Source organism: Bradyrhizobium sp. NP1 (assembly GCF_030378205.1).
Taxonomy (GTDB): Bacteria; Pseudomonadota; Alphaproteobacteria; order Rhizobiales; family Xanthobacteraceae; genus Bradyrhizobium.
The window spans coordinates 7,468,784-7,489,297 of sequence record NZ_CP127385.1 but is presented as its reverse complement, the minus strand read 5'-3'; the positions used below and the strand labels follow the sequence as shown (position 1 = coordinate 7,489,297).

The following is a 20,514-nucleotide window of genomic DNA, read 5'->3' as shown; positions in this document are numbered from 1 at the left end:
CTGTGGCACGCACGGGTAGTGAAGGCGCGCACCAGCGCGGCGCTGCTGGTCGAGGCCGGCCATGTCCGCATCAATGGCGCGCGCGAAACCGCGCCCGGCCATGGGGTCAAGATCGGCGACGTCCTGACGATTGCGCTCGACCGCGGCGTGCGCATCCTCAAGGTGATCGCCTTTGCCGAGCGTCGAGGCGATGCGCAGGCCGCGCGCCTGCTTTACGAGGATTTGCAAGGCGGCCCGAAATGACTATGTGGGGGTATGGGCTGGCGCGAAAACGCGTTGAGCGTTGGCGCCGCTTCCCTTGCGGCAGCGCACTTCCTGCGCTAGGCAACCACGGCAATCGGCGCTAGCCAACCTTGAAAATGGATCGTTTCCGGAGCCCTGGATGACTTACGTCGTCACCGAAGCTTGCATCAAGTGCAAATACACCGACTGCGTGGAAGTCTGCCCCGTCGACTGCTTCTACGAGGGCGACAACATGCTGGTGATCCATCCGGACGAATGCATCGATTGCGGGGTTTGCGAGCCCGAATGCCCGGCGGATGCGATCAAGCCCGATACCGAGCCGGGGCTCGAAAAATGGCTCGAGGTGAACGCGGAATACGCCAAGAGCTGGCCGAATATCACTCAGAAAAAGGACTCACCGGCCGACGCCAAGGAGTTTGAGGGGATGGAAGGCAAGTTCGAGAAATATTTTTCTCCAAATCCTGGCGCCGGCGACTGATTCCAACTATCTCCGTACCATCGGCCACTTAACCCTAATCACGGCGAACCAGCCGAAACTGCCCCGAAAACCTCTAAATCATTGATTTTTGCGGGAAATGTGCTATATTAGGCACATTCTGAGCTGAATCGCTGAATCGGTCAGCCGATTTGACCCTTTCTAGGGCTTCCGCGAAAAACTCGAACAGGGGCGTGGCAGTTCCGCGCACAGGCCGTGTCACAGAAAACGCGTAAAAAGAGTGCTTCCAAAGCTTCGTCCAAAAAGGTCGCCACGGCCAGCCGTAGCGGAAACAAAAGCCGCGCCCGGGCTTCGTTAAGGGATACCCGTTCGGCCGCGAAGGCGTCGGCCGCAAAGTCCTCGAAGAACAAAAGAAACTCAATGCCAAGCAAGCCTGCCAAATCTGCCGCGAAGTCGACTGCCAAGCCCGCCGCGCCGAAAGTTGCTGCCAAGACTCCGGTCAAGGCTGCCGCTCCGAAGCCCGCTGTCAAGCCGGTGACCGCTGCCAAGCCCGCGGTGAGCGCGCCGCGCGTCGAGGAGAAGAAGGTCCTGACCCAGCGCCAGGGCTTCAAGACCAATGAATTCGTGGTCTATCCCGCCCATGGCGTCGGCCAGATCCTGGCGATCGAGGAGCAGGAAATCGCGGGCGCCAAGCTCGAGCTGTTCGTCATCAATTTCATCAAGGACAAGATGACGCTGCGCGTGCCGACCGCGAAGGTCGCCAATGTCGGCATGCGCAAGCTGTCGGAGCCGGCGCTGGTCAAGCGGGCGCTGGAGACGCTCAAGGGTCGCGCGCGCGTCAAGCGCACGATGTGGTCGCGCCGCGCCCAGGAATACGAAGCCAAGATCAATTCAGGCGATATCGTCGCGATCGCCGAAGTGGTGCGTGACCTCTACCGTTCGGAATCGCAGCCCGAGCAGTCCTACAGCGAACGCCAGCTCTATGAAGCGGCGCTCGACCGGCTGTCGCGCGAGATCGCGGTCGTGCAGCACTCGACCGAGACCGAGGCGGTCAAGGAGATCGAGGCACAGCTCGCCAAGAGCCCGCGCCGCGGTGCCAAGACGGAAGCCGAAGCTGGTGCCGAGGGCGAAGCCGAAGGCGACGTCGAGGATGGCGACGGCGACGATGCCACCGTCGAGGACGAGGCGGCTTAAGCCCCGCGTTCTCCGATCGAAACAATCAAAGCCCGGCCGGTCGGCCGGGCTTTTTGTTTGCTGTGCTTTCCTCCCCTCCCGCAAGGGGGAGGGGAGTCGCAGCCGGGCTAATCTGCGGCTTCTCGCGCTCCAAGGCCTATTCCGGCGTTTACTTCACGCGAACCGGTGCCCAGTTCGCCGAAGAGCGCAGCCTCAATCCACCACGATCTTGACGCGGTCGCGTACCTTCACCTGCGCGCGGGGATCGAGCCCATTGAGCACGCGGAAGCGTTCGGTCGGGTGATCGACGCCGGCCATGCGGTGCGACAGCGATTCCACGGTGTCGCCGGGCTGCACGGTGATCACCTTGATGCGCAGCGGCCGCGCCGCCTGGATCTCTTCCAGGGTCAGGCGACGGAAGGAACTGACGGTCTCGCGCGCGTTGCGATCGCTCTCGGTGGTCTTCTGCCGCGCGGCGAAGATGAAGCGGTAGACGTCGCTGCCGAAGCGCAGCGCGTAGACCTTGAACTGCCACTGGTCGCCATGCGCCACCGCTGACGCGGCGGGGAAGCCGTTGATGGTGATGTCCTCGGTCGATGACTTGTCGACGCCTTCCATCCAGCCGGAATTGAGATAGTCGCCGAGCGACTGCTCCGCCGGCACGCGCACCACGTCGAAGCGCATCGCCTGCGAGCCGCCGTCGCGCACGCCGATCACCGCCTGCGCGGTGTTGTCGAGCGTGAAGGTCTCCGGAGCCTGGAAGGTGAAGCCGAGCTTCGGATGCAGGAAGCGGCGGCCGCGCACAAAACCTTCGCTCGGATCCTCGCCATAGACGATGTTGTCGATCGCGCCGAGATAGTCCTCGCGGTCGCGCTCGCCGCCTTCCGGCGAGGTGTATTGCCGCGCGGTCGATTGTGCGCGCTGCACGCGTTCGGGCGTCGCCGGGTGCGACGACAGGAAGTCCTGCACGCGCGGATCGAGCGAGGTCTTGCCGGCCTTCAGCTCCGCATTGCGTTCCATCGCGTTGAGGAAGCGCGACGCGCCATAGGGGTCGAAATGCGCGCGCGCCGAAATGCCGACGCCGATGTCGTCGGCCTCGAATTCCTGGGTGCGCGAGAAGCTCGCCATCGTCAGCTTGGACTTGGCGAGCGCAAAGGCGGTGAGGTCGGGGTCGTTGCTCATGTCGGTCACGACCTTGGCGACGATCGCGGCCTGGCGCGCCTGGTCCTCGCGGATCGAGGCGTGCTTGGCGAGCACATGCGCCATCTCGTGGCTCAGCACCGACGACAGTTCCGAAGTGTCGCTCGCGAGCGCAATCAGGCCGCGCGTGACATAGAGCTGGCCGGTCGGCAGCGCGAAGGCGTTCACCGCGCCGGAGTTGAGGATCGTCACCTTGTAGGCCTGGTCGGGCCGGTCGGAGGCCGCAACCAGCCGGTCGACCGTCTTGGTGATCAGCGCTTCCAGCCTGGGATCGTCATAGGCGCCGCCATAGGAGGCGAGAATGCGCTCATGCTCGCGCTCGGCGGCGGGCGTCTGCACCACCGTCCGGTTCGGCTTGACGGGGGCGGCCACCGGCGCCGCGGCGGTCTGGAAGCGGGACATGTCCCCGCAGCCGGCAAGCGCAAGGCCGAGGCAAAGCAAGGCCGGCGCAGCCCAATAACGGGCCGGCGCAGCCCAATGGCGGGCCGGCGCAGCCCGAAGGCGGCGGCTCATTTCCTGTATGCGCCGTCCGGCAGACCCATCCACCGCTGTTACACTCTAATTTGGCGCAGCCTCTGCGCTCGTTCCCGCTAGTTCCCGCCTACGACTTCAATCTGCCCCGACCTAGCCACCTCGATCCGCGGCCCTGGACGGGCCTCGACGAAGCCGCGGACGCGAATCCGCTTGTTTTCGAGGGACTTAACAGCAAAGCCGGCGTTCGCGACCGCCGGCATCATGCGCCTTGAAATAGTCACAGCAAAGCCCCGTGTCCAGCTTCGTCCGAAGTTCAGATAAGTCGTCGCCCCGGCCGTCCGGACAGACAAAACCCTGCCCTCGACCACTGTAAATCGCCCGATCCCGGTCAAAATATCGTCCGGACTTTCCGCGTTTTTTATGACAGAGCCGGTCGCCCAGATGCCCTTTCTGGCCTCCCTGGCCTCGGTTTCGGCCGCGAGCAGGGCGGCGGCGCAGTCCCTGTCGGCCACATCGGCCGAAAATAGCGCCGCGCCCTGTTGCAGCAACAGCTCCTGCACCGATGTCTCGGCGGAACCGAGGAACGCGAAGGCCGCCTGCCGGCCATAGCGGTCCGGTGCGTCGTCGACGCCACGCAGGGTGACATCGCGATCCGCAATGATCGTCGCAAGCGTCGCGCGGCCGGCGGAGACGGGCTCGATGCCGGCGAGCTTGATCTCGCGGCCGTCGTTCAGGTGGAAGCTGCGGCCATCGACGATGTCGGCGACGCGACCTTCGCCCTGGGCGTCGAAGGCGCATGGTGCGGCGGATGCCGGATCGAGTGATGCCGCCGGCAGCAAGGCGCATGCGGCGACAATGACGGCGCGTGAAATGTCGGCGGCAAATTTCATGAGCCGGCGCGCGACCGCCGCATCGTCGTGTGGAGACAGCGCTCCGCTTCCTTCATGTCGCGCTCCCGGTCGCGAGCATCTGGTGTCCCGGTGCTAGCATTCGCATCATTTTGCGAGGCCACGTTTTGCGAATGTCAGAACCAAGCCACACTAGCGCATTCCGCTTAGCGGAAAAACCGCGCTTCGCCCAGAGGGCCTTTGCTTGCCGCTGTCAGGCACATGCGCCATGATCGCGGGCAACAGATAATATCGCCGCGGAAAGCGCGCGTGCCGGAGGGAGGTTTTGATGAAGCGATTTCTTTCCGCGATGGCGGCGTCGCTGCTGGCGTTTGCGGCGCCTGTCGCGCACGCGCAAGACAAGCCGCCGCTAAAACTCGGCGGCATCCTCGACATGTCGAGCCTTTACGCTGATATCACCGGCGTCGGCAGCGAGACCGCGGCCAGGATGGCGGTCGAGGATTTCGGCGGCAGCGTGCTCGGCCGCAAGGTCGAGATCGTCGTCGCCGACCATCTCAACAAGGCCGACCTTGCCGCCAACATCGCGCGCGACATGCTCGACAACCAGGGCGTCGAGATGATCTTCGACGTCGCGGCGTCCGCGACCGCGCTTGCGGCTGGCGAAATCGCCAAGGCGCGCGGCAAGATCATCATGTTCAACGGCCCGGGCTCGATCCGTCTCTCCAACGAGGCCTGCGGTCCCTACACGGTGCATTATGTGTTCGACACTTTCGCGCAGGCCAATGTCACCGGGCTCGCGGCGGTCAAGAGCGGGCTCGATACCTGGTTCTTCCTGACCGCCGACTACGCCTTCGGCCAGGACCTGGAAAAGGACACCACCAACGTCGTGGTGAAGAGCGGCGGCAAGGTGCTGGGCAGCGTCCGCCACCCGCTCAACACCTCGGATTTCTCGTCCTTCCTGCTGCAGGCGCAGGCCTCCAAGGCCAAGGTGATCGGGCTCGCCAATGCCGGCGGCGACACCATCAACGCGATCAAGCAGGCGGCCGAGTTCGGCATCATGAAGGGCGGCCAGAAGATCTCGCCGCTGCTCGCCTTCATCACCGACATCGACGGCGTGGGGCTCGAGACCGCGCAGGGTCTCCTGCTGGCTGAAGCCTTCTACTGGGACCTCAACGACGACACCCGCGCCTTCTCCAAGCGCTTCATGGAACGGGTCAAGCGGGTGCCGACCTCGGCGCAGGCCGGCGTCTATTCCTCGGTCACGCACTACCTGAAAGCGGTGAAGGCGGCCGGCACCACGGACGCCGCCGCCGTGATGAAGGTGATGAAGGAAACTCCCATCAACGACATGTTTGCGAAAGGCGGCCGCATCCGCGAGGACGGCCGCATGGTGCATGACATGTATCTGTTCGAGGTGAAGAAGCCCTCGGAATCCAAGGGAAGGTGGGACGACTGCAAGCTGCTCGCCACCGTACCCGGCAACGAGGCATTCCAGCCGCTGGAATCCTCGCGCTGCCCGCTGGTGAAGAAGTGACGGAGTGACCAGGTCGCGACGTCATCCCGGGGCGGTGCGTCAGCATCGAACCCATGATGCGCAATTGCGCATCAAAGATATCGAGGTTCCCCGATGCGCAATTGCGCATCTTAGGTCCAGTGCTGCGCACCGCCCCGGAACGACGGAGCCACACAACAAAAGAAAGTCGCACCCATGAGCGCCAATGAAATGGTCCTGCAGAGTCTCGAGGACGGACTTCTCACCATCACCATGAACCGGCCGGAGCGGCGCAACGCGCTCAATCCGGACATGGTGCGTGGCCTGGTGGAAGCAGCGCGGCGCGCGGCTGAGGATCACGAGGTGCGCGCCGTGCTGTTCAAGGGCGCCGGCGGCACCTTCTGCGTCGGCGGCGACGTCAAGTCGATGGCGGAGGGCCGGGCGGCCCTGCCGTTCGAGGCCAAGATGGCGAACCTGCGCCGCGGCATGGAGGTCTCGCGCATCCTGCACCAGATGCCGAAGCCCGTGGTGGCGCAGCTCGATGGTGCGGCGGCGGGCGCCGGGCTCTCGATGGCGCTGGCCTGCGACCTTCGCGTCGCCAGCGAGTCCTGCAAGATCACCACCGCGTTTGCCAAGGTCGGCTTCTCCGGCGACTATGGCGGCACCTATTTCCTAACCCAGATGCTCGGCAGCGCGAAGGCGCGCGAGCTCTATCTCCTGTCGCCGGTGCTGTCGGCGAACGAGGCGCTCGCACTCGGCATGGTCAGCAAGGTGGTAGCCGACGACGAGATCGACAAGGCCGCGCGCGAGCTCGCGCTGTCGCTGGCGCAAGGGCCGTCGATCGCGCTCGGCTTCATCAAGCGCAACATCAACAATGCCGAGCACCTTCCGCTCGAAGACTGCTTCGACGGCGAGGCGATCCACCACACCCGCGCCGGCGAGACCGCCGACCACAAGGAAGCCGCAAAAGCCTTTGTCGAGAAGCGCAAGGCGGTATTCCGGGGCGAATAGCGATGGAATAATTGTGGTGGAGGCCCCGGCGGATATCTCCCTCCCCCTGAAAGGGGGAGGGCCGGGGAGGGGGTCACAGATCGCTTTGCGTTGTGGGCCGATCCCCTCCCGCGTTGCTCCTGCGGAGCAACGCGACCTCCCCTTCTCAAGGGGAGGTTAGGATCGCATCGGATGATGGATCGAAATCCAGGGAGCACGAAATTGGATATGCAATTGCGGCAGATTTGCCTGGTGGCGCCGCAGCTCGAGCCGGTGGTCGATGATATCTGCGCCGTCATGGGACTCGATGTCTGCTACCGCGACCGCCATGTCGAGAAATACGGCCTCGTCAACGCGCTGATGCCGGTCGATACGATCCTGCTGGAAGTCGTGGCGCCGTTCCGCGAGGGGACGGCGGCCGGCCGCTTCATCGAGCGGACCGGCGGCCATGGCGGCTACATGGCGATCTTCTGCTGCGACGATCCGGATGCGTATGCCACACGCGCCAACGCGATCGGCGTGCGCACCGCGAACGTGATCGATCATCCGCCCTATCATGGCGTTCAGCTTCATCCGCGCGACTGCCGCGCCGCCTTCATCGAGTTCAATCATACCGCGGGGAGCGACGACCTGCTCGGCGCCTATCCGCCGGCGGGACCGAACTGGCAGAAGGCGATCCGCAAGGACGTGACGCAGGCGCTGACCGAGGTCGAGATGCAGAGCCCTGATCCGCAAGGGCTTGCCGCGCATTGGGGCCGCATCATCGGTATCCCCGCGACAAGCAACGGTGGCGAGGCCGAACTACAATTGCCGAACAGCCGCTTCCGCTTCGTCAAGGGCGAGAGCGAGATCATGAGCGCGCTGACGTTTCGTGTCGCGGATGTCGCAAAAGTGCGCGATGTGGCCGTGAAGAGGGGCTATGTGGTGTCGAACAATGCGTGCCGGCTCGGCGGTGTCGATTTTCGCGTCGTGACGTGACGCCGTGCGCCATCGCGTGTTAGGTCGTCATGCCCGGCCTCGTGCCGGGCATCCACGTCTTGGCCGTTACCCGATGGAAGAACGTGGATGGCCGGGTCAAGCCTGGCCATGACGGGGGTGGATTGAGGTTGCCGCGCTAATCCGATATGCGCGGCCTAGACAAGAACAACAGGAATGCCCGAATGCCGCATCCGCTCGACAGCTTGTTCGCGCCCGCAAGCATCGCCCTGATCGGTGCCTCGCGCGACCATGAGAAGATCCCGGGGCGGCTGCTTTCGATGCTGCGCAAGAACGGCTATCCCGGAAAGCTCTATCCGATCAACCCGAACTACGACGAGATCGACGGGTTGACCTGTTTCAAGTCGATCGCCGATATCGGTGCGCCGGTCGACCTTGCGATCGTCGTCATTCCCGCGCGCGCGGTGCTCGCCGCGCTCGAGCAATGCGCGGCGGCGGGCGTGAAGAACGCGGTGATCATTTCCTCCGGCTTTGCGGAGGAGGGCGGCGATAGCGCCGCGATGCAGGAGAGGATCGCCGATCTCGCCAAGCGAACCGGCATGCGGATTTCCGGACCCAATGCGGAGGGCTTCTACAGCCAGGCGCAGCGCGTGGCCGCGACCTTCAGCCTGACCGTCGACGTCAAGCCCGGTGTCGAGCCGCTGGTTGCGACCCGAAAGCGGATCGGCATCGTGGCGCAGAGCGGCGGCATCGGCTTTGCCTTCTACAATCGCGCCAAGGCGCTCGGCATCGCACTCAGCTATGTGGTCAGCGCCGGCAATGAAAGCGATCTCGGCGCCGGCGAGTTCCTCGACTATCTCGTGCAGGATTCCGCGACCGACGTGATCCTCTTGTTCATCGAGGGCATCCGCGACGTCGAGAAATTTCGCGCCGCCGCCCAGCGCGCGGCTGAGATCGGCAAGCCCGTCATCGTCACCAAGGTCGGCCGCTCCGGCGCCGGCGAGCGGGCGGCGGCGTCCCACACCGCGAGCATGGCGGGTTGGTCGGCAGCCTATGATGCGGTATTCGCGAAATACGGCTTCATCGTCTCCAGCGATCTCGACGAGGCCATCACCATCGCCGCGGTGCTGACCACCAATCCATTGCCGAAGGGCGATCGCGTCGCGGTGCTGACCGTGTCCGGCGGCGCCGGCATCTGGGGCGCCGACACCGTCGCGCTGCAGGGCCTGCAGGTGCCGGAATTGCCTGCCAGCATGCAGGCGGAAATCATGAAGCTGCTGCCGTCCTACGGCACCGCGCGCAATCCGATCGATGTCACCGCGCAAGGCGTCAATTCCGGTGGCCTGCAGAAGAGCATCGACCTGCTCGCCGCCTCCGGCGAGGTCGACGCCATGCTGGTGGTGCTGTCGCTGTCGAGCGAAACGCGGATGCCGTTCAAGGAGGCCGAGCTGAAGCCGGTCATCGACGCCGAGCTGAAGCCAATTCTGTTCTATTCCTACACGCTGCCTTCGGATTTCGCACGCAGGGAGCTGGCGAAGTCCGGCGTCGTGGTGCTGTCGGGCCTGACCCATGCCGGTGTCGCGCTGCGTCGGCTGACGGACTACGCCCGGTTCAGGCCGGCGTCGCCGGTCGATGCGTCGCTGCTGTCCCCGCGCGATCTCTCCGCGCAGCTGACTGCACCCCTGCTGTCGGAAGCGGACAGCAAGGCGCTGCTGCGCGCCGCGGGCATCGGCCTGCCCGAGGAGGTTCTGGTGCGCGATCGCGACGCGCTGGACGCGGCGATCGTGCGGGTCGGCCTGCCCCTGGTGATGAAGATCCAGTCGCCGGATATCCCGCACAAGAGCGAGGTCGGCGGCGTCCGCGTCAACATCACGACCAAGGGCGAGGCGTTCTCGACCTATCGCGACCTCCTGGAGAATGTGGCGAAGCATCGGCCCGATGCGGCGATCCAGGGCGTGCTGGTGAGCCCGATGGCCAAAAGGGGTGTCGAGATCATCATCGGCACCCTGCAGGACGCAACCTTTGGTCCAATGATCATGGTCGGGCTCGGCGGCATCACCACCGAGCTGTTCCGTGACGTGATCTATCGTCCGGCGCCGGTCGGCCCCACCGAGGCGCGCGGGATGCTCGATGAGCTCAAGGCCGCGCCGCTGTTGCAGGGATTCCGTGGCGCGCCGAAGGCTGACGTGGCTGCACTGTCGCGCCTGATCGCGCAGCTGTCGTTGCTCGCCTCGCGCCACGCGAGCGAGATCGCCGAGATCGAGGTCAACCCGGTGCTGGTGCACGCCGAGGGACAGGGCGTCACGATCGTGGACGCGCTGGTGGTGAAGCGGAAATGAGTCTTGGTTGTCGTCCCCGCGGAGGCGGGGACAACGGAGGGTCGGTGACGCTTACCGCCCTCTGAAATTCGCGGCACGGCGCTCGGCGCTGGCCTTCACGCCTTCCTTGAAATCCTCGGTCGCACGCAGCCTAGTCTGCTCGACCAGTTCATGGTTGGTCGCGGCCAGCACGCGGTCGGCGAGGCCCGCGCGCATGGTGGCGCGGGTCGAGACCAGGCCGAGCGGCGAGCACTCGGCGATCTCCTGCGCCAGCCTCATCGCGGCATCACGCACCTGCTCCTGGGGGACGAGCACGTTGGCAAGGCCCCAGCGATAGGCCTCCTCGCCGGTGACGCGGCGGCTGGTGTAGAACATCAGCTCCGCATTGTTCTTGCCGATCAGCTCGGGCAGCGTCGCGGTGAGCCCGAAGCCCGGATGGAAGCCGAGCTTGGTGAAGTTGGCGGAGAAGCGCGCCTCCGGGCAGGTGACGCGGAAATCGGCTGACACCGCCAGCCCCAGCCCGCCGCCGATGGCCGCACCATGCACGGCGGCGACGATCGGCTTCTTGTTGCGGAAGATCCGCACCGCCTGAACATAGAGATGGTTGATCGCGAGGTTGGCTGCTGGATCGCGTTCGGCACGCGCCTCCTGCTCCTTCCGCGCCGGATCGCTGAAATCGGCGCCGGCGCAGAATGCCTTGCCTTGCGCGGCGAGCACGGAAGCGCGGATCTCGATGTTGCGGTCGAATTCCTCCAGCGCATCCGCGATCTGGTTGATCAGTGACACATCGAAGAAGTTCAGCGGCGGCTTTCTGATCTCGATCAGGCCGACATGGCCGTGGGTCTCGACGCCGATATCGGTGAATTTGGTCATGCATTGGCTCCGTAACTTTCGAAATCTCTCCGCGGGGCGTGGTTCACCTCTCCCCACTGGGGAGAGGTGATCTGAGTGCGCGGCGCCAGGCTCAATTCCGTCGAAACCTAGCGCAAGCCCAGCCCGCGCGCGATGATGCCGCGCAGCACTTCCGTGGTGCCGCCCTGGATCGTCAGCTTGGGCGCGGTCTTGATCGCGAAATCGAGCTGCCGCTCCAGCGTCTCGCGGTTGGTCGCGGTTTCCTCGACAAAGGCGGCGAGATCGCGCACCCGGTGCGGCAGCTGCTGCTCCCACACCGTGCCGATGTCCTTGACGATCGATGCCTCCACCACCGGCTCCTTGCCGGCCTGCAGCATGCCGGCGACCGAGACCGACATGCGGCGCATGGTGTGGAGCTGCGCCACCAGCCTCCCGATGCCCTCGGCACTGCGGGTATCCGGCTTGTCGCCGACCGCGCGCACCAGTTCGGTCAGCACGTAGTAGGTTTCCAGGAAGCGCTCCGGCCCCGACCGCTCATAGGCGAGCTCGCTTGTCGCCTGTTTCCACGCGCCGTCGATCTCGCCGAGCAAATGGTCGTCGGGAACGAAATAGTCGGTGAATACCACCTCGTTGAACTCGAACTGGCCGGTGATCTGGCCGATCGGATTCACCTGGATGCCCGGCTGCTTCATCTTGACCAGGAACTGCGTCAGCCCGTGGCGGCGGTTTTCCTTTGTCGGCGGCGAGGTGCGGAACAGCGCGATCATGTAGTCGGCGATGTGCGCCGAGGAGGTCCAGATCTTGGTGCCGTTGACGAGGTAGCCGCCGTCGGTCCTGGTGGCCCGCGTCTTGGCCGCGAACAGGTCGGAGCCGGAATTCGGCTCGCTCATCCCGATCGCAAAGCACAGCTCGCCGCGACAGATGCGTGGCAGGATGTCCATCTTGATGTGCTCGGGCGCGTATTTCAGCAGGATCGGCCCGCTCTGGCGGTCGGCGACGAAGAAGCGCCGCGTCGGCGCGTTCGCGACCCGCATCTCCTCGGTGACGACGTAGCGTTCGAGGAACGAGCGCTCATGGCCGCCATATTTCTTCGGCCAGGTCATGCCGATCCAGCCGCGCTCGCCGACCTTGCGGCAGAACTCCGGCACGTCGATGTCCTCGCGGTTCGGCTTGAACGGGTTGAAGGTGCCGCCGGCGATCTCCTCGGCGAGGAAGGCCCGCACCTCCTTGCGCAGCGCTTCGCATTTGGGCGGCAGGCGGATCGGATCGAAACGAAGGGCAGCGGTCATGGTCTATCTCGACTTGCGGAATCTGTTCCCACGGGTTCTCTAGCGCGAGGCCACCAGCGGCCACAGCTCGTCGGCGCCGCGCGCGGCAACACGCTTGCCGAGCTCGACCGCCCAATAGCTTTCGGAGCCGAAATCGTCTCGCCAGGCGAGCGCGCGCAGCGAGTAGCGGTGCAGGATATGCTCGATGGTGAAGCCGATCGCGCCATGCACCTGGTGGGCGATGCCGCCGCCCTTCTCGGCCGCTTCCGAGCAGCGGATCTTTGCCGACGCCGCTTCCAGGAACACGGCGTCGTCATTGAAGGAGGGGACGCTCGCGATCGCATCCGCCGCCGAGGTCGCGGCCGCGAGCGCCGCAGCCGATTCGCCGGCGAGCCGCGCCAGATTGTGCTGCACCGCCTGGAATTTCGAGATCTTCTTCTCGAAGGCGACGCGCTCGTTGGAATAGCGCACGGAAATGTCGAGCATGGATTCCAGCGCGCCCGCGATCTGCAGGCTGCGCACGACGCCGCCCATCAGCATCAGCGTGGTCTGGTCGAAACCCTTCGGCGCCGGTTTCGCCGCGACCGGCCGCACCTTGTCGAAGCTCACGATGTCGTTGTGGTCGTTCGCGAGGTTGAGGCCCGGCTCGATCCTCACGTCGTCCGCCTTGACGAGCGCGATCGACATTCCATTGGCGCCGCTTGCGAGCGCGGCGATGTGTTTCGCTTCCTTCGCGAACGGAACGCCGCGGGCGCGTCCGGACAGCGTGCCGTCCGCATTCACCGTGATGCGGTCTTTCGGGGTCGCGGGCGCCACCGTCATCTCGCCCTCGGGCGAGGCGATCCTGGCCTGCGACAGCAGCCATCCCGCCAGCATGGTTTCCGCGAGTGGCACCGCGATCGCGAACCGCCCAGCGGCCCCCAGCACGGCGAACCCGTCGGCGAGATTGGCACCCGAGCCGCCGAGTTCCTCGTCGACCCATGACAGCGGCAGGCCGGCTTCGGAAAGCGCATTCCAGAGCGGCGCCTTCCAGGCGCCCTTCTTGTCGTGATTGATGGTTTGCGCGTCGGCGAGATCGGCGAAGATCTTCTCCGCGGTCGCAACGACAATGTTCTCGCTCTCCGCCACGGCGTTTCCCCGGTTTTGGCTGGCCGCCCGGCCTGTGCCGGCACCTGCATCTTTTCTTGCGCTCTATGATGAGGAAAAGCCATAGCCGTGACAAGCGCTCACCGCAGGGCCGCCTGCATCCCGCGCCGAGTTGCAGCTAATTCCGCGCAACGAACTTTCCGCGGTTGCGGCGATCTCCGCGCGCGATATGGTAAGCGCAGCCAACGAAACTGCCTGTTCAGGAAAGCACGAGGAAACGGATGTCGAAGGATGGTTTGTGCGCAATCGTAACCGGCTCTGCATCCGGCCTGGGTGCTGCGACCGCGGCCATTCTGGCGAAGGGCGGCGGGCGCCTCGTGGTCAACTACTCGTCGAGCCGGAAGGAGGCGGAGGAGACCGCCGATCTCTGCCGCAAGGAAGGCGCCGAGGTCGTGGTGGTGCAGGGCGACGTCTCGCGCGACGAGGACTGCAAGCGCATCGTGGCGGCCGCGGCGCCCTGGGGACGGCTCGACGCGCTGATCAACAATGCCGGCACCACCAAGCATATGGCGCATGAGAACCTCGACGGGCTGTCGGCCGAGGATTTCCAGCGCATCTTCGGCGTCAACACCATCGGCCCGTTCCAGATGGTGCGCGCGGCGCGCTCGCTTTTGGAAGCTTCCGCCAAGGCAAGCGGCAAGGCGGCCGCGGTCGTCAACGTCTCGTCCGTTGCCGGCATCAGCGGCATCGGCTCTTCCGTCGCCTATGCCGCGAGCAAGGGCGCGCTCAACACCATGACGCTGTCACTGGCGCGCGCGCTGGCGCCGCTGATCCGCGTCAACACGGTATGTCCCGGTTATATCGATACGCCCTGGTTCACCAAGGGGCGCGGTGAGGCCGGTGCCAAGCAGGTGCGCGACATGGTGGTGGCGCGGGTGCCGCTGAAGGTCGCTTCCTCGGCCGAGGACATCGCGCAGCTGGTCTGCTTCCTCGCCTCGCCAGCCTCGAGCAACATGACCGGCGAAGTGGTGCGGATGGATGCCGGCATGCATCTCATCACGTAGGATCGTCATTGCGAGCGCAGCGAAGCAATCCAAGCATGGCAAGATTGGATCGCTTCGGAGCTTCACGCTCCTCGCAATGACCGGAGCTGGCGACGCGTCACCGGTTGAAGTCGCGGAGCATGCCGCTTGCCACCAGCCGGTTCCAGATGAACAGCACCACCAGGGCGCCGATCGTCGCGGTGATGAAGCCGGCGCCCTGGTCGGGCCCGTAATGGCCGATGGCCTGGCCGATCCAGGTCGCGAGGAATGCCCCCGCGATGCCGAGAATGGTGGTGAAGATGAAGCCGCTCGGATTGTTGGGGCCCGGCGAAAGGAGGCGCGCGATGATGCCGGCGATGAAGCCGACAATGATGATCCAGAGAATGCCGCTCATGGTTGTCGTCCTTTCCTAAGACAAGCGAAGCCGCAAGCCGAGCTGACGAGGCTCCGCTCAGAGCCGGCCTGAAACCTCCGAATCCGTCGGCAGCCGACCATCCGGCGTCAGGTGATCGATCACCTGCGGCAGATACTGGCTCAAGCCCTGGAGCAATTCGTCGCGCGACAATCCGCTCTGCGAAGTGAGCGCGCTGATCTGGTCGGCACCCAGCGCGTTGGCGAGATCGCCCGGCGCAATCGGCTTGTTGTCGCCCTTGCCGACCCAGGAATTCGCGGTCTCGGTGTGACCGCCCTGCTGCAGCTGCTTCAGGAGATCGCCGAGCCCACCGGAAATCACGCTGCCGGCGGCCGCGCCGCCCAGCACGCCGCCGAGCGGCCCCTTGAGGATGTCGCCAAGACCACCCGGAAGACCACCGCCGGAAAGACCGCCGCCCGAGACACCACCACCAGGCATCGCCGTTCTGCCCGATGGCGCAGGGGCGGGCGCCGGCTGCGGCGACGCGCCGGACTGGCCCCCGGTCAGGTGCTTGATCGCCTTCCAGGCGAGCAGGCCGAGGATCGCCATCGTCATCGGCGACATGCCGCCGCCGGATTGGCTGCTGCTGCTGGGGGTGCTCGGCCCGCGCGGGCCGTTCTGCATGCCGTTCAACACGTCAAGTAGACCCATGGTTCTTCTCCTGCCGCATTTCACCTGCCCCGCGCCAAAAACATAGCGGCCGGGCATGACGGTTACAAGGCAGCATCGGCGCGTCTGTCTGCCCGCGACAGGTCGAAGGCCGTGAAAATCTGCTATCGGTGCGAAGCATTGCGCGGGAAGGGCAACATGAATTCGGATCGACCGATCGCGGTAGCGGGCGCCGGCAGCATCGGCTGTTTCGTCGGCGGCTGGCTTGCGGCAGCAAGTCGCAACGTCGCCTTGCTGGCACGCCGGCGCGTGATCGATGAAATCAACGGCGACGGCCTGCTTCTGACCGGCTTCGACGGCGTCAGCCGCACGGTCGCAGCCGACACGCTGACGCTGTCGGAGGACCCGTCGATGTTCAAGCGTGCCGGCACGATCCTGGTAACGGTGAAGAGCGCCGATACCGCTGAAATGGCTGATACCATCGCACGGCATGCGCCTGAAGATGCCGTCATCGTCAGCCTGCAAAACGGCGTCGGGAATGTCGCCGCCTTGCGCGCGCGCGTCGCCGGCCGTGCGGTGCTCGGCGGCATGGTGCCGTTCAACGTGGTTGCGCTCGGAAGGGGTCGATTTCACCGCTCGACCTCGGGCGATATCGTGATCGAGCGCGATGCGGCCGGCACCGCCGAAAAACTGTCGGTGCCGGGGCTTGTCATGCACGCGACCGACAACATCACCGGCGTGCAATGGGGCAAGCTCCTGGTCAATCTCAACAACGCGCTGAACGCACTGTCAGGCCTGCCACTGCGCGAGCAGCTTTCGCAACGCGCCTGGCGAAGCCTGCTGGCCGACCAGATGGCGGAGGGCCTTCTGGCGCTGCGCGCGGAAGGCGTCGCGCCGGTATCGCCGACACCGATCCCGCCGCGCCTGATGCCGCCTCTGCTGCGGCTGCCTGACGGTATCTTCAGCCTGCTGCTCGGTCGCACGATGCGGGTCGACCCCGCGGCGCGCTCCTCGATGTGGGAGGATCTCGCGCGCGGCCGACAGACCGAGATCGACTACCTCCAGGGCGTCATCACCGCGCTCGCCGATCGCCATGGACTCGAGGTGCCGGTCTCGCGCCGCGTCGTCGCGCTGATCCGGCAGGCCGAAGCGAGCGGCCGCGGATCGCCGGGATTGACGCCGCAACAGGTCCGCGGCCCGTCTTGAATTCGCGCCGTTCGACTGTAAGCTCTCCGCCAGCGTGATGGAGCACAGGATGAAGCCTGCTTTCGCAGCATGGGTCGCGGTGGCACTGGGGTTGTGCTGTCTGGTTGCGCCGGCGCAAGCCGCACCTCCGACGGTGACGCCGTCGCCGGGCTATGACGCGCGGCTGCAGGAGCAGCGTGCGGCGGCAACCGTCCCTGCGCCGGCGCCGCGCAACATCCGGCCGCCGCATCGTTCCCGCCGCCTGCACGGCGCTTCGCGCTGAATGTCATATGCGATGGTGCCGCCGCGTCGGTATCGCGGTGGCCGCGCGTTCAGCCCTTCTTGGGCTTGGTGGTGGGCGAGGCGGTGAACATCCGCTTGATCTCGTTCAAGCCTTCCGACAGGCGCGGCCATTCGCAGGAGAACGCGTTTTTCAGGCAGTCCTTGCGTGATGGTAGCACCTTGGGTCGCTGCTGCGGCACCGGGATCTTCTCGGTTTCGCCCTTGAACGAGGCCGGCTGCACCAATTGCTGCTGTTGCCGTTGCTGCTGCTGTTGTTGCTGCTGTTGCCTGGCCGAGAAGGCGGCAGCGATATTGCTGCGGCGCTGCTTCTCCAGATAGACCGTATACTGCTCGTCGATGAAGTGCTGCTCTTCAGGCGTCGGATTCGGACCCGCGATGTCGAAGGTGCGGTCCTGCATGAAATCGTAATAGGCATAGCCGCCGCCGGGCTTGCGCCGGCCGGCGAACTTCGCGTTGCATTCGGCGAGCTTCGAGGTCTTCTCTTGCTTGGTCGGCGCCTTCTCCGCGGCGTCGGCGCATTCCTCGAAATCGGCCGGCCCGCGGCTCCACCATTGCGCGTGCGCCAGCGACGGCTGCAGCAAAGGGCCGAGCGTGCTGGCGACCAACAAGGCTGGTAAGCGCGAGCGAATCACGAACGCCATTTCCCCCGAGTTCCGCGAACTTAATCGGTGCGAATTGTCGCCATTTTGAGGCCGCCCCACATCCCGGAAGGGAACAAGTTTCGCGCAGGAGTTGCATGTCGCTTCACCTGCATGCATCGAGGTCAGGAGGCCCAAGGTGTATGGCCCGGTCACACGCGATGCAAGGTCTTGACGGGCGGATTTCGCGCCGCGCAGCGGGGCTCCGCAACGCATCGACCTTCCGAAGGCCCGGTGAGCGCAAGGCGCCGGAGACGCATCGCGACTGTCGAATAGGTTCGGCGCACGGGGCTCGAAACGCCGGAAGCGCGCGGCAATGCGCGAGCGCCGGGATTAAGCTGTTGTTAAGATTTGACGACCCCAGCGAGGTCGGCGCGTTCCTGGCGACGGTTCGCGCCGCCCGACCGGGCCGCGTGGCCGTTTCGGCCGGCGCGCTCGGCTGGCCGCCGCCCGGGGAACCCGTCGCGCGGACCGGGGCGGGCTTGGTCTTGCCGCCATCACCTGCCAGGAAGGAAGGCTTTCGGCATGAGCGAACTCGCCTCAACCATTGTCGGCCACTACGAACGGCACGCGCGCGCGTGGGACGCCGACAGGCAAGCCGCGGCGTGGAACGAGAAGATCTGGCTCGACCGCTTTGCCGGGCTGTTGCCGGCGAGCGGGTGCGTGCTCGATCTCGGCTGCGGCGCGGGATCGCCGATCGCGCGGCATCTGGCCGGGCAGGGCTTTCAAGTGACCGGGGTCGATTCCTCGCCGACCATGATCGGCCTGTGCCGCGAGCGTCTTCCGGGTCATGACTGGATCGTGGCGGATATGCGAACGCTCGCGCTTGACCGGCAGTTCGACGGCATCCTGGCCTGGGATAGTTTCTTTCATCTCGATTTCGACGCGCAACGTCGGATGTTTCTGGTGTTCGCGCGCCACGCCGCCGCCAGCGCCGTCCTGATGTTCAATACCGGGCCGGCGCATGGCATTGCCGTCGGCACCTATCGCGGCGATCCCTTGTTCCACGCGAGCCTCGATGCCGAAGAATATCGGGCGCTGATCGCCGCGCCCGGATTCGCGGTGGTCGAACATGCCGCCGAGGATCCGCGTGCCGGCGGCCGCACGGTGTGGCTTTGCCGCGCGACGGGCGAGGGCTTCCGGTCAGAGGCCGCCTCTGCTATGGAGCGAGGGTCGGTCCCGTAGCTCAGCTGGATAGAGCGGCGGTTTCCTAAACCGTAGGTCGCATGTTCGAGTCATGCCGGGATCGCCAGCAACGCGCGCCAGCGCAGGCACGCTGCCACGAAGGCCGCAAGGCGGTGGCCTCGCTCTAGAAGTGGCAGCTGTGCGAGCGCGATGGTCAGAGCATCTTGCCGACGATCTGCGTCATGTCAGCCGCTGAAAAGGCCCGCATCGTTTCGGTGCGGACGTTGCCGAGCGCGCCGAGGCTCAAATTTAGCGACATGGCGGATGCCTCATCCGGCGCCTCGACGATCGTCACAACGTCGTATCGGCCCTGCGTCCAGACGATGTCCTTCACCGTCACGCCGAATGTCTTGGCCATTTCCTTGAAGGCATCTGCCCGCTTCGGGGACTCCTTGGCGTTGCGGATTCCCTGGTCGGTGAACTTCGCCAGCACGACATAAGTTACCATGGTGGCCCTCCTTGGTTAGGACCCTGTGCAACCTAGTGTCCCGATTCCGAAGTTCGCATCATTCTGCGGGCCCCTCGTTTGCGAGCTTCGGAATCGAAGGACACTAGCAGCTTATTGATCTAGTGTGGCTTTGGTTCAGAAGTCCGCATGACGAGCGCGCGGCGACAATGATGCGGACTTCTGAACCGCCACACTAGCATGAGGAAGTCGCACCGAGCTTGCCACAATAGCACCGGGCCAGCCACAGACTTGTTCGGACAGGTCATCGGATATGACGTATCCGGCCGCCACGATCACGAGTGCGGCTGCGCAGCAATCGATTCCAAATACTTCTGGATCTATTCCGGGTCCGGCAAATCGGCGGTTAGCCTCCAAGAGCCTCCACCACCAACCTGCCGACTTCCCCACCGGAGAACTGCTGCTGGCCGGTAATAAGGTTTCCGTCGCGGACCGCGTAGCTGCGCCAAAGACCGCCTTGCGTGTAGATCCCTCCGAGCTTCCTGACTTCGTCCTCGATGCGCCACGGCATGATGCGCTCACCTCGCGGCAGCGCTCCCATCACCCAGCTCTTTTCATCCGCGTCGTCCTCTTCCATGTTGGAGAAGCCCGTGAAGATCTTGCCCCGGACAAGCGGCGTTCCGTCCCTCAGCCTCGCATACCGCAGGATGGCGGTGCCGTGGCACAATGCAGCGGCGACCTTGCCCGCCTCATAGAAGGCGACGAACTTTTCGTGGAGACCCTTTGCCTGCTCGAAGGTGAACATAGGCCCTTGTCCACCCGCAACGACGATCGCGTCGAACTTTTCGAGGTCGATTTCATGCGCCGGGCGTGTCTGCTCAACCAGTTGCGCATATTCCGGGGTATGGATGAAACCCATGGAGATGAGGTCGCCGGCCGACCAGCGGCTGGCGTCACGTGGATCGCTCATCACGTCAGCTTTGCACGGACCGCCGTTGGGGCTGAAGACCTCGATCTCGTATCCCCTCTCGATGAACATGTAGAAGGTGTGCGCAAGCTCGCTCCACCAGAACCCAACCGGCCATCCTGTATTGGTCGAGGTCGCTGGGTTCGAAATAACGATCGCAATTCGCTTCGGCCGACGAGGATCGACTGGATTGACGTCTTCGTGACCAAGCCTCTCGCCCATTTTGATGCTCCATTTGCTTTTGCTGATGCCTGACAAGGTCACGCATTGATCCGCTGCCCTGGACGCGCCGGCCACGGACAGGCCGCTCCTGTACGCACTCATGCTCCGGCGCATCGATCAGGTTACCGTAAGGCACGGGCGTCGCCGCTCGCGCGCGACGATGTGCGCCGGTCCCTGGCGTCCATGCCCACATAAAAAGTGACGTCCTCAAGTGGTCCAAGATGCGTT

Annotated in this window: 21 protein-coding genes and 1 tRNA gene; 12 read left to right on the top strand and 10 right to left on the bottom strand. The window is 65.0% G+C overall.

Translation table 11 applies throughout. The features are described from left to right. The first annotated feature begins 18 nt into the window (after positions 1–18). From QOU61_RS36110 to QOU61_RS36100, 3 genes are all read left to right on the top strand, one after another. On the top strand, positions 19–243 hold the full coding sequence (locus QOU61_RS36110) for a S4 domain-containing protein (RefSeq protein WP_354142498.1): 225 nt from the start codon (positions 19–21) through the stop codon (positions 241–243). A 139-nt stretch (positions 244–382) separates the two neighbouring features. Next, positions 383–721, top strand: a complete 339-nt coding sequence (fdxA, locus tag QOU61_RS36105; RefSeq protein ID WP_289655926.1) for a ferredoxin FdxA — start codon at positions 383–385, stop codon at positions 719–721. Between the two features lie 213 nt (positions 722–934). Beyond that, positions 935–1,873, top strand: coding sequence for a CarD family transcriptional regulator (locus tag QOU61_RS36100; protein ID WP_289655925.1), 939 nt, complete (start codon positions 935–937; stop codon positions 1,871–1,873). 192 nt (positions 1,874–2,065) lie between these two features. Here QOU61_RS36100 and QOU61_RS36095 read toward each other — a convergent pair whose 3' ends face one another. Together QOU61_RS36095 and QOU61_RS36090 are read right to left on the bottom strand one after the other, a co-directional pair. Next, positions 2,066–3,565 carry a M48 family metalloprotease gene (locus tag QOU61_RS36095; RefSeq protein WP_354142497.1) on the bottom strand — a complete coding sequence of 500 codons (1,500 nt, stop codon included), beginning with the start codon at positions 3,563–3,565 and terminating at the stop codon, positions 2,066–2,068. A 77-nt stretch (positions 3,566–3,642) separates the two neighbouring features. Then, a complete protein-coding gene (locus QOU61_RS36090) occupies positions 3,643–4,416 on the bottom strand; it encodes a thermonuclease family protein (protein WP_289655924.1) in 774 nt (257 codons plus the stop codon). Positions 4,417–4,723: 307 nt separating this feature from the next. Here QOU61_RS36090 and QOU61_RS36085 point away from each other — a divergent pair, with 307 nt between their 5' ends. The 4 genes from QOU61_RS36085 (at position 4,724) to QOU61_RS36070 (ending at position 10,131) form a co-directional block, all read left to right on the top strand. Further along, on the top strand, positions 4,724–5,908 hold the full coding sequence (locus QOU61_RS36085; RefSeq protein ID WP_502877000.1) for an ABC transporter substrate-binding protein: 1,185 nt from the start codon (positions 4,724–4,726) through the stop codon (positions 5,906–5,908). 174 nt (positions 5,909–6,082) lie between these two features. After that, positions 6,083–6,877 carry an enoyl-CoA hydratase gene (locus QOU61_RS36080; protein WP_289655922.1) on the top strand — a complete coding sequence of 265 codons (795 nt, stop codon included), beginning with the start codon at positions 6,083–6,085 and terminating at the stop codon, positions 6,875–6,877. 207 nt (positions 6,878–7,084) lie between these two features. Then, positions 7,085–7,834 carry a VOC family protein gene (locus tag QOU61_RS36075; protein ID WP_289662078.1) on the top strand — a complete coding sequence of 250 codons (750 nt, stop codon included), beginning with the start codon at positions 7,085–7,087 and terminating at the stop codon, positions 7,832–7,834. Positions 7,835–8,016: 182 nt separating this feature from the next. After that, positions 8,017–10,131 (top strand): acetate--CoA ligase family protein, encoded by a 2,115-nt coding sequence (locus QOU61_RS36070; protein ID WP_289655921.1) that lies wholly within the window; start codon positions 8,017–8,019, stop codon positions 10,129–10,131. A 51-nt stretch (positions 10,132–10,182) separates the two neighbouring features. On the opposite strand, the gene QOU61_RS36065 is transcribed toward QOU61_RS36070, so the two are convergent. The 3 genes from QOU61_RS36065 to QOU61_RS36055 all read right to left on the bottom strand — a co-directional run bounded on the left by QOU61_RS36065 (position 10,183) and on the right by QOU61_RS36055 (position 13,358). Beyond that, a complete protein-coding gene (locus QOU61_RS36065; protein ID WP_289655920.1) occupies positions 10,183–10,983 on the bottom strand; it encodes an enoyl-CoA hydratase/isomerase family protein in 801 nt (266 codons plus the stop codon). 107 nt (positions 10,984–11,090) lie between these two features. Continuing rightward, on the bottom strand, positions 11,091–12,251 hold the full coding sequence (locus tag QOU61_RS36060) for an acyl-CoA dehydrogenase family protein (protein ID WP_289655919.1): 1,161 nt from the start codon (positions 12,249–12,251) through the stop codon (positions 11,091–11,093). A 39-nt stretch (positions 12,252–12,290) separates the two neighbouring features. After that, positions 12,291–13,358 (bottom strand): acyl-CoA dehydrogenase family protein, encoded by a 1,068-nt coding sequence (locus tag QOU61_RS36055; RefSeq protein WP_289655918.1) that lies wholly within the window; start codon positions 13,356–13,358, stop codon positions 12,291–12,293. Between the two features lie 239 nt (positions 13,359–13,597). Here QOU61_RS36055 and QOU61_RS36050 point away from each other — a divergent pair, with 239 nt between their 5' ends. Then, the gene (locus QOU61_RS36050) at positions 13,598–14,380 is read left to right on the top strand and encodes an SDR family NAD(P)-dependent oxidoreductase (RefSeq protein ID WP_289655917.1); all 783 of its coding nucleotides are present in this window, start codon (positions 13,598–13,600) and stop codon (positions 14,378–14,380) included. A gap of 97 nt (positions 14,381–14,477) precedes the next feature. Here the strand turns inward: QOU61_RS36050 and QOU61_RS36045 are convergent, their stop codons facing one another. Together QOU61_RS36045 and QOU61_RS36040 are read right to left on the bottom strand one after the other, a co-directional pair. Beyond that, a complete protein-coding gene (locus QOU61_RS36045) occupies positions 14,478–14,753 on the bottom strand; it encodes a GlsB/YeaQ/YmgE family stress response membrane protein (RefSeq protein WP_289655916.1) in 276 nt (91 codons plus the stop codon). 57 nt (positions 14,754–14,810) lie between these two features. Next, entirely contained in the window at positions 14,811–15,422 is a 612-nt protein-coding gene (locus QOU61_RS36040) for a YidB family protein (protein WP_289655915.1), read from the bottom strand. 156 nt (positions 15,423–15,578) lie between these two features. On the opposite strand from QOU61_RS36040, the gene QOU61_RS36035 reads away from it, so the two are divergent. After that, positions 15,579–16,586, top strand: coding sequence for a 2-dehydropantoate 2-reductase (locus QOU61_RS36035; RefSeq protein ID WP_289655914.1), 1,008 nt, complete (start codon positions 15,579–15,581; stop codon positions 16,584–16,586). A gap of 49 nt (positions 16,587–16,635) precedes the next feature. Next, complete coding sequence (locus QOU61_RS36030) at positions 16,636–16,848, top strand: hypothetical protein (protein ID WP_289655913.1); 213 nt, start codon at positions 16,636–16,638, stop codon at positions 16,846–16,848. A gap of 49 nt (positions 16,849–16,897) precedes the next feature. On the opposite strand, the gene QOU61_RS36025 is transcribed toward QOU61_RS36030, so the two are convergent. Beyond that, complete coding sequence (locus QOU61_RS36025) at positions 16,898–17,509, bottom strand: hypothetical protein (protein WP_289662077.1); 612 nt, start codon at positions 17,507–17,509, stop codon at positions 16,898–16,900. Between the two features lie 522 nt (positions 17,510–18,031). Between QOU61_RS36025 and QOU61_RS36020 the strand changes: the two genes are divergently transcribed. Then, positions 18,032–18,691 carry a class I SAM-dependent methyltransferase gene (locus QOU61_RS36020; RefSeq protein WP_289655912.1) on the top strand — a complete coding sequence of 220 codons (660 nt, stop codon included), beginning with the start codon at positions 18,032–18,034 and terminating at the stop codon, positions 18,689–18,691. Further along, a tRNA-Arg gene (locus QOU61_RS36015) sits at positions 18,682–18,758 on the top strand. The genes QOU61_RS36020 and QOU61_RS36015 overlap by 10 nt, the downstream gene beginning before the upstream one ends. A gap of 87 nt (positions 18,759–18,845) precedes the next feature. On the opposite strand, the gene QOU61_RS36010 is transcribed toward QOU61_RS36015, so the two are convergent. Both QOU61_RS36010 and QOU61_RS36005 read right to left on the bottom strand, forming a co-directional pair. Next, positions 18,846–19,139 (bottom strand): GYD domain-containing protein, encoded by a 294-nt coding sequence (locus QOU61_RS36010; protein WP_289655911.1) that lies wholly within the window; start codon positions 19,137–19,139, stop codon positions 18,846–18,848. 364 nt (positions 19,140–19,503) lie between these two features. Further along, positions 19,504–20,328, bottom strand: coding sequence for a type 1 glutamine amidotransferase domain-containing protein (locus tag QOU61_RS36005; protein WP_289655910.1), 825 nt, complete (start codon positions 20,326–20,328; stop codon positions 19,504–19,506). Positions 20,329–20,514 lie beyond the last annotated feature (186 nt).